This is a genomic window from Pseudosulfitobacter pseudonitzschiae (assembly GCF_900129395.1).
Lineage (GTDB): Bacteria > Pseudomonadota > Alphaproteobacteria > Rhodobacterales > Rhodobacteraceae > Pseudosulfitobacter > Pseudosulfitobacter pseudonitzschiae.
Map to the genome: position 1 here is coordinate 14,679 of NZ_FQVP01000004.1, position 12,989 is coordinate 27,667.

Sequence of the window (12,989 nt, forward strand, 5' to 3'; positions counted from 1 at the left end):
GGTGACGTGTCTGTTACGATAGGAGATTACTATGACACACACCCGCATCGCTTATGTTCAGGCTCGTTGGCACGCCGATATCGTCGACCGCGCGCTGGACGGATTTTCCGAGGTTATCCCCCGCGCCCAGATCGACGTGATCGACGTGCCCGGCGCGTTCGAGATGCCGCTGATGGCGCGCGATCTGGCAGCGACGGGCCGCTATGATGCCGTCGTCTGTGCCGCGCTGGTGGTGGACGGTGGTATATATCGTCACGACTTTGTCGCCAGCGCCGTGGTCGACGGGCTGATGCGCGCAGGAATGGACACCGGTGTGCCCGTCCTGTCGGTGTCGCTGACGCCACACCACTTTCAGGAAACCGATCATCACAAGGCGATCTACGCCGATCACTTCGTGTCCAAGGGCCGCGAGGCCGCGCACGCAGCTTTGGGCATCCTCAAGGCGCGCAGCAGCCTGCGTAGTGTCGCGGCGGCTTAGCCCAGATAGGCCCTCAAAGCAGGCGGCGGGTTGTCCATCAACGCCCCCGCTGCCTGTGGTGCATGGGCCATGCCCCCTTCGACAAAGATCACATCATCGGCAAAGCGGCGCACGTCTTGTGGCGCGTGGGTGACCATCATGACCGCAGCGCCCGTGTCGGCGGCGACGGTGCCGACCAGATCCAACATTTCATCCCGCAACGCAGGCCCGAGTGCCGCGAACGGTTCGTCCAGCAGCATCAGCGGCTTACCCTGCACCAACATCCGCGCCAGCGCCGCGCGGCTTTGCTGACCCCCGGACAGGTTGGCGGGCGTGCGATCCTCGAACCCCGCCAGCCCGACCCGCGTCAGCGCATCGCGCACCTGCCCCTGCTCCTCCGCCGTCAGGCGCAGCGCGGGGCGCAGGCCCAAGCCCACGTTCTGCGCCGCCGTCAGATGCGGGAACAGGTTGCCGTCCTGAAACAACATCGCCATGCCACGTTTGTCGGGGGCGACATGCGTCATATCCTTCCCCTGCATCGTCACGGTGCCCCGCGCCAGCGGCACGAAGCCCGCCACCGCCCCCACCAGTGTCGACTTGCCCGCACCCGATGGCCCGATGATCGCCACCTTGCGCCCCGCAGGCACCGACAGGTCGGCTCGCAGGCTGAAATCGCCCAGTTCGATCAATACGTCATTCAGATACAGCACCACGTCGCCCCCAAGCATCACACATCCAGAACGCCCCGAAGGCGAGCAATATCAACAACAGCGCGGCCCCCGCCGCCGCCTGCATCTGATAGGCCCCCATCAGACGGTACATCTGCAAGGGCAGCGTCGCATGGTCCTGATCGGCAAACAGGGCGATCACGCCCAGATCCCCCATCGACAGCGCCGCCGCCAGCCCCGCGGCAAAGCCCACTTGCGGGCGCACCCCCGGCAGGATCACCCACAGCCACAGCCGCCAGCCGCGCAGGCCCAGCGCCGCGCTCAGCCGCCCTTGGGTCGCCAAAACGTCACGCACCCCCGGCACCAGTATGCGCAGGGCGAATGGCAACGCCATCAACGCGTTGACCAGCGCAGTGACTGGCAGGGCCAGCGATGCCGGCGCGGCAAAAGGATAGATCAGGATAAACCATCCGGTCCCGATCATCAGCGGCGACGCGGCAAAACCGAGCAGCCCAGCCGCCTCGACCCCGCCGCGACGGCTGGTGCCGATCCAGCCCGCCATCGGCAGGGCCAGCGCCAGAAGCACGCAAACGCTGACGCAGGACACCCAGATCGAAGACCACGCCGCGCGATACACATTCGCGGACAATGCCGTGATCCCCGGTAACCCGGACAGTACGACAGACAGCAGTGGCACCAGCAGGAACCCCGCCGCCAGCCCGATCAGCGCCGCATCGACCCAACGCAACACCCCCGTCGGTGCATCCCAACGGCGTACCATCCGGCCCATACCTCCCGTCAGCGACACTTGCGGCACCAGCCACAGCGCCAAAACCGCTGCGGCGCCCGCCATGCCAAGCTGCATCAGCGACAACATCGCCGCTCGGCCAAGGTCGAAATCGAACAGAAACGCCTGATAGATGGCCAGCTCGATCGTGGTCGCGCGTGGCCCTCCGCCCAGCGTCAGCGCCACGGCAAAACTGGCCAGACAGATCACGAATATCAAAGCCAGCGCGCCCGGCACCACGCGCAACAGCACCGGCCATTCCAGCACCCGGAACACCATGCGCGGGGTCAGCCCCAATTGCGCCGCCAACCGGAAGCGTTCCGCCGGAATGCCTTGCCAGCCTTGCAGGATCAGCCGCGTCGCCAGCGGCAGGTTGAAAAACACATGGGCCAGAAGCACGCCGCCCAACCCGTAGATCGACAGCGGAGCGAAACCCCAATGCCCCAGCAGCTGGTTCACCCAACCGCCACGACCAAAAACCGCCAGAATCCCCAGCACCGCGACAATCACCGGCAGGATAAACGGAGCACCCAGCAGGGCAATCAGCACCCCGCGCCCGGCAAACCGCCGACGGGCCAGCGCGCGCGCCACCGGCACCGCCAGCGCGACCGAGATCAGCGCCGACAGAAACGCCTGCCACAGGGTGAAACGCACCGCAGCCCAATCGGCAGGCCCAAGGGAATATCCCCCCTCGGCCCGCCACGCCACCGCGCCCAGCGCGGCAGCGATCAGCGCCACGACCAATGTCGCAGCGCCAATACCGCCTGTGCGGCTTATTTGGACAGGGCTTGCAGCCATTCCTGCAACGCTTCGTCCCGCAGTGCAGGCGCTTCATCCGACGGCACCAACAACGCCGTTTCGGGGGTGATCAGTGTTTCAAACCCTTCGGGCAGACCGTCCTTGGGCGTTACAGCGGGATACATCCAGTTGGTGGTGGGAATGGCAGCCTGAAAGGCATCCGTGACCATGAAATCCAGAAACTTATCTGCCAGCTCCGGCTGGTCGCTTGCGGCCAATTTGCCCGCCACTTCGACCTGCAGGTAATGCCCTTCCGAGAACGAAGCTGCCATTTTGGTGGCGTCCTCTTCGGCAATCAGGTGATAGGCAGGCGACGTAGTGTAGGACAGCGCCATATCGGCCTCGCCCTCAAGAAACAGACCATAGGATTCGGACCAGCCTTTGGTCACCGTCACGATGTTGTCGGCAAGCCCGGCCCAGATTTCAGGCGCCTCGTCGCCATAGGCCGCCTTGACCCACATCAGCAGGCCCAGACCGGGCGTGGACGAACGCGGGTCCTGAATGACGATCTTCAGGTCGCTGTCCGCCAGTTCGCGGAAATTCTTGGGCGGCGTGATCCCGTCGTTATAGACAAAGGCAAAATAGCCCCAGTCGAAAGGCACGAAATTCGGGTCTGTCCATTCCATCGGCACGTCATAGGCCACATCGACCGAATGCGGCGCAAACAGGCCCGTGGCGGTGGCGGCAGCGGTCAGGTTAGTGTCGAGTCCCAGCACGACATCAGCATCCGACCGCGCACCTTCCAGCTTGACCCGCGCCAACAGCGCGGCGCCGTCGCCCGTACCCACGAACTGCAAATCGCAGTCGCACACCTCTTCAAAGGCTTTTTCGATCACGGGACCGGGGCCCCAGTCAGATACAAAGCTGTCATAGGTATAGACAGTCAGAACAGGCGTTTCGGCCTGCGCCGTGGTGGCAACGGTTGCTGCAAGAACTCCCGCTGCAAGATGGATCGGCTTCATGGCATCCTCCAATTTGCTGGCGAAAGGGCAAAGCGTGGAGTGATGTCCAGACCTTCCCTCCGCCGGTGTTAACCGGTTCAGGTTCAACGGGTCCGCGATCATTCGCATCTCAGCCACAATGGCCCCCCGAGGTGTTGCAATAGCTAGGGTGTGTGGGCTGCCGAGGCAAGCCGTATTCAGGTTTCGTCCAGAATGGTGCGTGCGTGGTCTACCGTAATGTCACCTGCCGCGACGATGGCACGGGCCACACGGTCGATGTCTGCACCGGTCGCCCCGGCGGTGATCGCGATGTTGCGCGCATGCAGCGCCATGTGCCCACGCTGGATGCCTTCTGTCGCAAGGGCCCGCAGCGCCGCCATGTTCTGCGCCAGACCCACGGCGGCAACCAGCTGCGCCAGTTCGGTTGCCGTCTTGACCTTCAGCAACCGCAACGCCGCCTGCGCCGCCGGATGGGTGCGTGTGGCCCCACCCACAAGGCCCAGCGCCATCGGCAACTCGATACTGCCACTCAGCCCGCCGCTGGCGGTGCGCTCCCACCGTGTCAGCGCGGTATAGCGTCCGCTGCGCGCGGCAAAGGCATGTGCCCCCGCCTCGACCGCGCGCCAGTCGTTGCCGGTGGCGATCACCACCGGATCAATGCCGTTCATGATCCCCTTGTTGTGGGTCGCTGCGCGGTACGGATCAATCACCGCCAAGGCACAGGCCTCGACGATACCTTGCGCCACATCCGCGCCGTTCAGAACATCGGTGTCCAGCGCGGCCGCTTCCAGTTCAACACGCGCCCGAACCAGCCGCAGATCGGCCAGATTGGACAGGATGCGCAGCCGCACGGTGCCGCCCGTGATCGTCTCGACCTTGGGGGCCAGCAGTTCGGCCATGGTGTTGACCGTGTTCGCCCCCATCGCATCGCGCACGTCGACGATCAGATGCAGCACCACCATCGGTCCCACCGGCGTGTCGTCAAACACATGCACCTCGATGTCCTTGCAGCCGCCGCCCAGACCGGTCAGCACCTTGTCCTTTGAATTGGCCAGCGCCATCAGCTCGTCGCGGTGTTCCAGAATCCGCAGCCGCGCCGCCGCAGGGTCGCTGACACCCAGCACCTGCACCTGCGCGCGCATCACCGGATCATCCGCCGAAGCATGAAAACCGCCCCCGGCCCGCGCAATCCGTGCCATGTAGGACGCCGCCGCCACCACAGATGGTTCCTCGACCACCATGGGAATCAGGTAATCCTTGCCGTTGACGCAAAAGTTGGTCGCGACGCCCATTGGCATCTCGAACTTGCCCACCACGTTTTCGATCATCCCGTTGGCGGTGGCCAACGGCAGCGCCCCCGCGCCCGACAGCAGCGCGCGGTCGCTCTGATCCAACCCCGCCGCCGCACAAACCGCGTCCAGCCGTGCGGATGGTTCAAGATCGCGCAGCCCGGCAATGCGAGCATTTACAGGTGTGGGTTTTGTCATAGCGTCCTCCCGATGGCGTTTCAGAACGGTACAGGCTGAACCGCACCGGTCAATCACTCTTGAGCCGATGCGCGCGTGCCGTTATGGCCTTGGGCCAAAGGAGACCGCGATGTCGATCAACAGCTTTGGCCACCTCTTCCGCGTCACCACATGGGGTGAAAGCCACGGACCTGCCTTGGGTGCGACGGTCGACGGCTGCCCTCCGGGCGTGCCCGTGGACGCGGCGATGATCCAGCACTGGCTGGACCGCCGCAAACCGGGTCAGAACAAGTACACCACCCAGCGCCGCGAGGCCGACGAGGTCCGCATCCTGTCAGGCGTGTTCGAAGGCCAGACCACAGGCACGCCGGTGCAGCTGATGATCGAGAACACCGACCAGCGGTCGAAAGACTACGGCGACATCATGGACAAGTTCCGCCCCGGTCACGCCGACATCACCTATTGGCAGAAATACGGCATCCGCGACTATCGCGGTGGTGGCCGGTCGTCCGCCCGCGAAACCGCGTCGCGCGTGGCGGCGGGCGGTCTGGCACGCGAGGCGATCCGGGCGATTGCCCCGGACGTGCAGATCACCGGCTACATGACCCGAATGGGCGCCCACGAGATCGACCGCAGCCGGTTCGACTGGGACCAGATCGAACAAAACCCGTTCTGGTCTCCCGACGCCCAAACCGCCGCTGATTGGGCCGACTACCTTGACGACCTGCGCAAATCCGGCAGCAGCGTCGGTGCGATCATCGAAGTGGTCGCGCGCGGCGTACCCGCAGGCCTTGGCGCGCCGGTTTACGGCAAGCTTGATACCGATCTGGCCGCCGCCATGATGTCGATCAACGCGGTCAAAGGTGTCGAGATTGGCGAAGGCATGTCCGCCGCGATGCTGACCGGCGAGCTGAACGCCGACGAGATTTTCATGGGCAACGACGGCAAGCCGTCTTATTCCAGCAACCACGCGGGCGGCATTCTGGGTGGGATCAGCACCGGACAGGACATTGTCGTGCGCTTTGCCGTGAAACCGACCTCGTCGATCCTGAAAACCCGCAAGACCATCACCAAGGCCGGCGCGGAAACCGAGATTATCACCAAGGGCCGCCATGACCCCTGTGTCGGCATCCGCGCCGTACCGGTGGGCGAGGCGATGATGGCCTGCGTACTTCTGGACCATATGCTGCTGCATCGCGGTCAGGTCGGTGGGCAGATCGGCGAAAACCGCGGGCGCATCGGCTGAAATGTCACAGTATGGACGAACTGTGGGCGGCATCTGGGAATCTCTCAGGGCTGCACTACATATGTTCAAAGTTGTGTCGAAAGGATGCATCATGAACCGTCGATTTATCACCACCGCACTTGCCATCTGCGCCCTGCTGCCTGCGGCGCTGCCTGCATTCGCGCAGGACACGTCTGGCCGAGAAGGCACCTTTCAGGGGCGCAATGGCGTGACCGCCAGCGGCGTTGTCGTTGTGACGAACGCAGGTGTGTCACTGATGCGCGACTTTAAACTGGACGGCGCGACGGACGCACACGTGGGCTTTGGCCGCAACGGAACCCTCGACGCCGATACCGACATGGGTGCGCTGCAATCTGTCGAAGGCTCCCAAGACTATTCCGCCGGTCAGTCGTTCAATGTTTCGGACTATGACGAGGTCTGGATCTGGAACCCCGCCGACAACTCCGCACTGGCTGTCGCAAAACTAAACTGACCCTTGCAAACGGGTCACTGACCCATCAAGGGTGTCGCATGCCGATACCCTTGATCGAACATCGCCCCGGAACAGCTGTAGCATTGAAACTGCTGTCCGTTTTCCTGTTCATGGTGATGTCCGCAATGATCAAGATCGCGGTCCGCGAAGTGCCGTCGGGCGAAGCCGTGTTCTTTCGCTCGTTCTTCTGCATTCCGGTCATTCTGGCGTGGCTGTGGCAAACCGGCGAATTGCGCCACGGGCTGGTGACAAAGAACCCCATGGGACACGTCTGGCGCGGCCTGTTCGGCACGGCGGCAATGACGCTGACCTTTACCGGCCTTGGCCTGCTGCCCCTGCCCGAAGTGACCGCCATCGGCTATGCCACGCCGCTGTTCACCGTCCTGTTTGCGATTTTCCTGCTGAACGAGAAAGTACGCGCCATCCGCATGACCGCTGTCGGTCTGGGCTTGGTCGGGGTGCTGATCGTGATCTGGCCAAACCTGACGTTGGGTGCCGGCGACATGAGCCACGCAGCCCTGATGGGCGTTCTGGCCATTCTCGGCGCATCGCTGGTGCGTGGGTTGGTGCAAATCCACATCCGCCGTATGGTCCAGACCGAACACACCGCTGCCATCGTGTTCTACTTTTCCCTGACCGCCACCGTGCTGTCGCTGCTGACTGTGCCCTTTGGCTGGGTCATGCCGTCACCTGAAAACATCGCACTTCTGGTCGGCGCGGGCCTGATTGGTGGCGTTGCGCAAATCCTGATGACCAGCGCCTTCCGTTTCGGGGCGGCCTCGATGCTGGCGCCTTTCGACTATTCCTCGTTGATTTTTGCCACCGCCATCGGCTTTGTCATTTTCAGCGAAATCCCCACATGGTCCACGGTGGCCGGTGCAATGCTGGTGGTGACTGGCGGCGTGCTGATCATCTGGCGTGAACGACAACTGGGTCTCGAACGTGGCCGCGCCCGCGCCGTGACCGATCCAAAGGGCTAAGACATGACAGACGACCACAAATCCAAGATGCAGGAACTGCAAACGAAGCAACGCGAAAAGATCGCCCAGACCGAAGACCCCGGTCGCGGCCTGATCCTGGTTCACACCGGTGACGGCAAGGGCAAATCCTCGTCGGCCTTCGGCGTTGCCATCCGCGCGCTTGGCTGGGGCAAGACCGTCGGCGTAGTGCAATTCATCAAGGGCAAGTGGATCACTGGCGAACGCCAGTTCTTCAAGAAGCTACCCGAAGTGACATGGCACACCATGGGCGAAGGTTTCACCTGGGACACCCAGGACCGCGACCGCGACATTGCTGCCGCCACCGCTGCCTATGACAAGGCTTGCGAAATGATGGCCTCGGGTGACTATGACCTGATCCTGCTGGACGAAATCAACATCGCTTTGCGCTATGATTATCTGGACATCAACGCGGTCATCGACGGACTCAAGGCTCGCAGCGACCGCACCAGCGTGATCCTGACAGGCCGCGATGCCAAGCCTGAATTGATGGACTATTCGGATCTGGTCACCGAAATGACCGAGGTCAAACACCCCTTCCAAGCGGGGATCAAGGCGCAGCGCGGCATCGACTTCTGACGCTGCGTTACGTCGCCCGTAGATCAACCTGTGATAGGCTTTCCTGGCGTCACACGATTCTCGTGACGTTTCAGGGAGGACTAACAATGCAATTTAAAACAACATTTGCCGCTGTGGCAGCACTGGCGCTGACGGCAACAAACGTGCTCGCGGACGCCCACAGCACATGCGCCCCGTCGAAATGGGGTGCAGAAGACACCATCGGCGCCGCCAATCACATCAGCGCCGAACGCACGCTGGAAGCGGCCAAGCTGATCAAACAGGGCAAATCCATGCCGCTGGGGATCACCATTGACGCCAAGACACCCGCCTTTGCCCCGCGCTCGCTCAGCCTGCAAGTGGTGCAGCCGAACCAACAGGGCGGCGTCAAGCTTGAGGCTTTCGGCTATCCCGGAAACTACAACGACGACATCCTGTACACCTGGATCGGTATCGGGTCACAGCTGGACGGGCTGGGCCATCTTGGTGAAAATGGGCTCTACTATAACTGCCTGGACGAAAAAGAGGTCAGCGTCATCACCGGCCTGACCAAACTGGGCACCCATGACGTGCCGCCGCTGGTCGCACGCGCCGTGATCGTCGACATGGCCAAACACTTTGGCACCGACGTGATGCAAGCCGGTCAGGGCTTTGGCTCCGAGGACATCAAGGCCGCGATGGAGGCGCAGAACGTCACCATGAACCCCGGCGATATCATCATGTTCCACACCGGCTGGACCCAAGGCATGTTCGAACAGGACCCCACCGCCTGGGTGTCCGGTGAACCCGGCCTGACCAACGAAGGCGCGGAATATGTGGCGTCGCTGGACCCGATGGCTGTGGGCGCGGACACCTGGGGGCTTGAGGCCGTGCCAGCCGTAGAAGGCGATGGTACATTCTATGGTCACGTCATCTTCTTGCAAAAGAACGGGATCTACATTCTCGAGACGATGAACACAGGACCGATCCTGGACGACGGCGTGAATGAATTCATGTTCGTGCTGGGCCAGGCCCGCATCCGTGGCACAGTTCAGGCGATGATCAACCCCGTCGCCCTGTACTAAATTAAAACGGGCGCGGCCAAACCAATGGCGCGCGCCCGCATCTTCATCTTGCCGGATAAACTCCGGGGGCAGCGCCCCCTTAGGCGCTTAAGCGCGCACCAGCTTTTCGTAGCCTTCCGCGACTTCGCGGGTCAGCGCACCAACTTCAAAGTTGTAGTCGCCAATCTGGCCCACGGGGGTCACTTCGGCCGCCGACCCGGTCAGGAAACACTGTTCGAACCCTTCCAGTTCTTCGGGCATGATGTGGCGTTGGTGCACCTTGATCTGGCGGTCTTCCAACATGCCGATCACGGTCTGGCGCGTCAGCCCGTTCAGGATCGAATCCGCCAGCGGCGTATGCACTTCACCATCCTTGATGAAGAAGATATTCGCGCCGGTCGCCTCGGCCACATAGCCGCGATAATCCAGGAACATGGCGTCCGAACACCCTTTGGCCTCTGCCGCGTGTTTGGACATGGTGCAGATCATATACAGACCTGCCGCCTTGGCTGCGACGGGGATTGTTTCGGGGCTGGGGCGTTTCCACTTGGCGATGTCCAGCTTGGCGCCTTTCATCTTGGCGTCGCCGTAGTAGTTGCCCCACTCCCAGGCGGTAACGGCCATACGGATCGGGTTGCGCGATGCGGCAACGCCCATATCCTCGCCCGCACCCCGGAACGCCACGACGCGCAGATACGCATTGGTCAGCCCATTGGCATCCAGTGTCGCACGCTTGGCGGCTTCGATCTCGTCCACCGTATAGGGGATCGCCATATCCATCAGCTCGCCCGACTTCAGCAGGCGCTGCGAATGCTCGCGGCTCTTGAAAACCTTGCCGTCATAGCACCGCTCGCCTTCAAAGACCGAGGACGCATAATGCAACGCGTGGGTCAGAATATGGACATTGGCGTCGCGCCATTCGACCAGCTTTCCGTCCATCCAGATCTTGCCGTCACGATCATCATATGCGCCAGACATCGGTCACATCCTTTTCCTATTTTTCCTAATATTGCGATTTTACGTCCGGTGTGGACATTTTATTGCGCAAAACATGCGATTCGATAGCCCTTGGCACTTGGAATGTCAACAACACTGACGTAAGCTGCCCACGACACAGGACGAGCGAGGCCACGAATATGCGTGACACCGGCATGGGTGCGGGACTGGGCGGCGAAAGCCTTCTGTTCCTGACAGACGAACAATTGCGGCAGGGCATTGAGGCAATGTTCTTTGCCTATCGCGGGTTTACGGCCGATCCTGATCGCATCTTGGCGGACCTTGCCTATGGCCGCGCCCACCACCGCGCGGTCCACTTTATCAACCGCGCGCCGGGCACCACGGTCAACAACCTGCTGAACATTCTGGGCGTCACCAAACAGTCTTTGAACCGCGTCTTGCGCACCCTGATTGCCGACGGCCTGGTGGAAAGCCGCGTGGGCCAGCATGACAAACGCGAGCGTCACCTTTTCCTGACCGAGGATGGCCACGCCCTGGAACAGAAACTGTCCGATGCCCAACGCGCCCGTATGCGCACCGCCTTCCGCGAGGCCGGACCGGACGCCGTCGGCGGCTTTCGCCGTGTGCTCGAGGCGATGATGGACCCCGAAATGCGCCGCGCCTATGCCCGCCTGAAGGAAAACGGCGCATGAGCGATTTTGACGCGCATTTGCTGGTTGTCGATGACGATGAACGCATTCGGACGCTGTTGCAGAAGTTCCTGATCCGCAACGGCTTTCTGGTGACCGCAGCCCGCGATGCACAACACGCGCGGCGCATCCTGACGGGGCTGGACTTCGACATGATCATTCTTGATGTAATGATGCCGGGCGAAGATGGCCTCAGCCTGTGCCGGTCGCTGCGCGAAACCAAGACGACACCGATCCTGCTGCTGACCGCGCGCGGCGAAACCGACGCCCGCATCGAAGGGTTCGAAGCCGGGGCCGATGATTACCTGCCAAAACCTTTTGAACCCAAGGAACTGTTGCTGCGCATCAATGCCGTACTGCGACGTATGCCCGACACGCCTGCGCAGGACAGTATGCCGAAAATCCTGCAACTGGGCGACATCCGCTATGACATTGAACGCGGTGAGATGTGGCAAGGACAGGACATCGTGCGCCTGACCGGCACCGAAATGCTGCTGATGAAGATTTTTTCCGCCCAGCCCGGCAACCCCATCAGCCGTGCCAAGCTGGTCGAGGAACTGGGCCGCGACCGGGGACAGGCGCAAGAGCGCGCAGTCGACGTGCAGATCACCCGCTTGCGCCGCAAGATCGAAAGCGATCCGAAACAGCCGCGCTATCTGCAAACCGTGCGCGGCGCGGGCTATATGCTGGCTCCGGACTGACGGCAACTTTCTGCACAAAAACTGCGGTCCCGGCGTCTGGCATCGGGTGGCGAAGGCCGCTATGCTGACGCTTGCACAACCATGAGGCCCGCGATGACCGACACACCCGTGACCGAGATGAGCTTTGAACAGGCGATGGCCGAACTGGAACAGGTTCTGGGCCAGCTTGAGCGCGGCGACGTGGCGCTGGATCAGTCGATCACGCTGTACGAACGCGGTGCCGCCCTCAAGGCCCGCTGCGAGGCCAAGCTGAAAGAGGCCGAGGAAAAGGTCGCCGCGATCACGCTGGACAGCGACGGCAACCCCACGGGCACCACCCCCGCCGACATTCAGTAACCCATGTTCTCCGACCGGCTGGCGCAGGCCGCCACGCAGATTCAATCGCAATTCGACACCGTTCTGAACAGTCTGGACGATGTGCCCGTCACCCATGCGATGGCGCATGCCACCCAGGGCGGCAAACGGCTGCGCGGCTTTCTGGTGCTGGAATCGGCGCGGCTGCACGGGCTGGACGCCGCCACGGCAATATGGCCCGCCACGGGGATCGAGGCGATGCACGCCTATTCACTGGTCCACGACGATCTGCCCTGCATGGACAACGACGACATGCGCCGGGGCCAGCCCACCGTGCACGTCAAATGGGACGAGGCCACCGCCATGCTGGCCGGTGACGCGCTGCATGCGCTCAGCTTCGAACTGGTTACCCACGACACGGTCGGCCCGGCCCGCGCCGATCTGGCCCATACGCTGGCGCTGGCCGCCGGACAGCGCGGCATGGTGCTGGGTCAGGCACTGGACATCGCCGCCGAAACCGCCGACGTGCCGCTGACGCTGGACCAGATCGAATACCTGCAACGCGGCAAGACCGGCGCGCTGATCGAATGGTCGGCCTGTGCCGGTGCACGCATGGCCGGCGCAGACACCAGCCCGCTGCGGACCTATGCACAAGCGATGGGGCTGGCGTTCCAGATCGCCGACGATGTGCTGGACGTGACCGGCGATGCCTCCACCGTGGGCAAGGCCACCGGCAAGGACGCCGATGCCGGCAAGGCCACATTCGTGTCGCTGCTGGGTCTGGACGGGGCGAAACGCCGCGCGGCAGAACTGGTGCAATCTGCCTGCGACGCCCTAGATACATATGGACCGGATGCCGACGTGCTGCGCGAAACTGCCGCATTTGTCATCCGCCGCGAGAAATGACAGAAGGC

General features: G+C 62.7%; 15 protein-coding genes and 1 riboswitch. Of the genes, 10 read left to right on the plus strand and 5 right to left on the minus strand.

The window, feature by feature from the left end; genetic code table 11:
* The first annotated feature begins 31 nt into the window (after positions 1-31).
* Entirely contained in the window at positions 32-478 is a 447-nt protein-coding gene (locus BUC08_RS11890; RefSeq protein ID WP_037922298.1) for a 6,7-dimethyl-8-ribityllumazine synthase, read from the plus strand.
* Here the strand turns inward: BUC08_RS11890 and BUC08_RS11895 are convergent.
* The 4 genes from BUC08_RS11895 to BUC08_RS11910 form a co-directional block, all read right to left on the minus strand.
* Complete coding sequence (locus BUC08_RS11895; RefSeq protein ID WP_037923350.1) at positions 475-1,167, minus strand: thiamine ABC transporter ATP-binding protein; 693 nt, start codon at positions 1,165-1,167, stop codon at positions 475-477. The two genes, BUC08_RS11890 and BUC08_RS11895, sit on opposite strands and share 4 nt — an antisense overlap.
* Complete coding sequence (locus BUC08_RS11900) at positions 1,151-2,710, minus strand: ABC transporter permease family protein (RefSeq protein ID WP_037922301.1); 1,560 nt, start codon at positions 2,708-2,710, stop codon at positions 1,151-1,153. The genes BUC08_RS11895 and BUC08_RS11900 overlap by 17 nt, the downstream gene beginning before the upstream one ends.
* Positions 2,686-3,672 (minus strand): thiamine ABC transporter substrate binding subunit, encoded by a 987-nt coding sequence (thiB, locus tag BUC08_RS11905; RefSeq protein WP_037922303.1) that lies wholly within the window; start codon positions 3,670-3,672, stop codon positions 2,686-2,688. The genes BUC08_RS11900 and thiB overlap by 25 nt, the downstream gene beginning before the upstream one ends.
* A 37-nt stretch (positions 3,673-3,709) precedes the next feature.
* Positions 3,710-3,811: riboswitch (TPP riboswitch) on the minus strand.
* 37 nt (positions 3,812-3,848) lie between these two features.
* Positions 3,849-5,138, minus strand: coding sequence for a hydroxymethylglutaryl-CoA reductase, degradative (locus tag BUC08_RS11910; RefSeq protein WP_037922306.1), 1,290 nt, complete (start codon positions 5,136-5,138; stop codon positions 3,849-3,851).
* Between the two features lie 109 nt (positions 5,139-5,247).
* Between BUC08_RS11910 and aroC the strand changes: the two genes are divergently transcribed.
* From aroC to BUC08_RS11935, 5 genes are all read left to right on the plus strand, one after another.
* Entirely contained in the window at positions 5,248-6,363 is a 1,116-nt protein-coding gene (gene aroC / locus BUC08_RS11915) for a chorismate synthase (RefSeq protein WP_037922308.1), read from the plus strand.
* A gap of 91 nt (positions 6,364-6,454) precedes the next feature.
* A complete protein-coding gene (locus tag BUC08_RS11920; protein ID WP_051693962.1) occupies positions 6,455-6,835 on the plus strand; it encodes a hypothetical protein in 381 nt (126 codons plus the stop codon).
* A gap of 38 nt (positions 6,836-6,873) precedes the next feature.
* The gene (locus tag BUC08_RS11925) at positions 6,874-7,815 is read left to right on the plus strand and encodes a DMT family transporter (RefSeq protein WP_037922309.1); all 942 of its coding nucleotides are present in this window, start codon (positions 6,874-6,876) and stop codon (positions 7,813-7,815) included.
* A 3-nt stretch (positions 7,816-7,818) separates the two neighbouring features.
* Positions 7,819-8,412 (plus strand): cob(I)yrinic acid a,c-diamide adenosyltransferase, encoded by a 594-nt coding sequence (cobO, locus tag BUC08_RS11930; RefSeq protein ID WP_037922312.1) that lies wholly within the window; start codon positions 7,819-7,821, stop codon positions 8,410-8,412.
* Between the two features lie 86 nt (positions 8,413-8,498).
* On the plus strand, positions 8,499-9,455 hold the full coding sequence (locus BUC08_RS11935) for a cyclase family protein (protein ID WP_037922314.1): 957 nt from the start codon (positions 8,499-8,501) through the stop codon (positions 9,453-9,455).
* A gap of 87 nt (positions 9,456-9,542) precedes the next feature.
* Here the strand turns inward: BUC08_RS11935 and BUC08_RS11940 are convergent, their stop codons facing one another.
* On the minus strand, positions 9,543-10,412 hold the full coding sequence (locus BUC08_RS11940; protein WP_037922316.1) for a branched-chain amino acid aminotransferase: 870 nt from the start codon (positions 10,410-10,412) through the stop codon (positions 9,543-9,545).
* Positions 10,413-10,570: 158 nt separating this feature from the next.
* On the opposite strand from BUC08_RS11940, the gene BUC08_RS11945 reads away from it, so the two are divergent.
* From BUC08_RS11945 to BUC08_RS11960, 4 genes are all read left to right on the plus strand, one after another.
* Entirely contained in the window at positions 10,571-11,083 is a 513-nt protein-coding gene (locus BUC08_RS11945) for a MarR family winged helix-turn-helix transcriptional regulator (RefSeq protein WP_143186732.1), read from the plus strand.
* Positions 11,080-11,781 (plus strand): response regulator, encoded by a 702-nt coding sequence (locus BUC08_RS11950; RefSeq protein WP_037922318.1) that lies wholly within the window; start codon positions 11,080-11,082, stop codon positions 11,779-11,781. Before BUC08_RS11945 ends, BUC08_RS11950 begins: the two co-directional genes overlap by 4 nt.
* Positions 11,782-11,874: 93 nt before the next feature.
* Positions 11,875-12,117, plus strand: coding sequence for an exodeoxyribonuclease VII small subunit (locus BUC08_RS11955; protein WP_028955764.1), 243 nt, complete (start codon positions 11,875-11,877; stop codon positions 12,115-12,117).
* Between the two features lie 3 nt (positions 12,118-12,120).
* The gene (locus BUC08_RS11960; RefSeq protein WP_037922320.1) at positions 12,121-12,981 is read left to right on the plus strand and encodes a polyprenyl synthetase family protein; all 861 of its coding nucleotides are present in this window, start codon (positions 12,121-12,123) and stop codon (positions 12,979-12,981) included.
* Positions 12,982-12,989 lie beyond the last annotated feature (8 nt).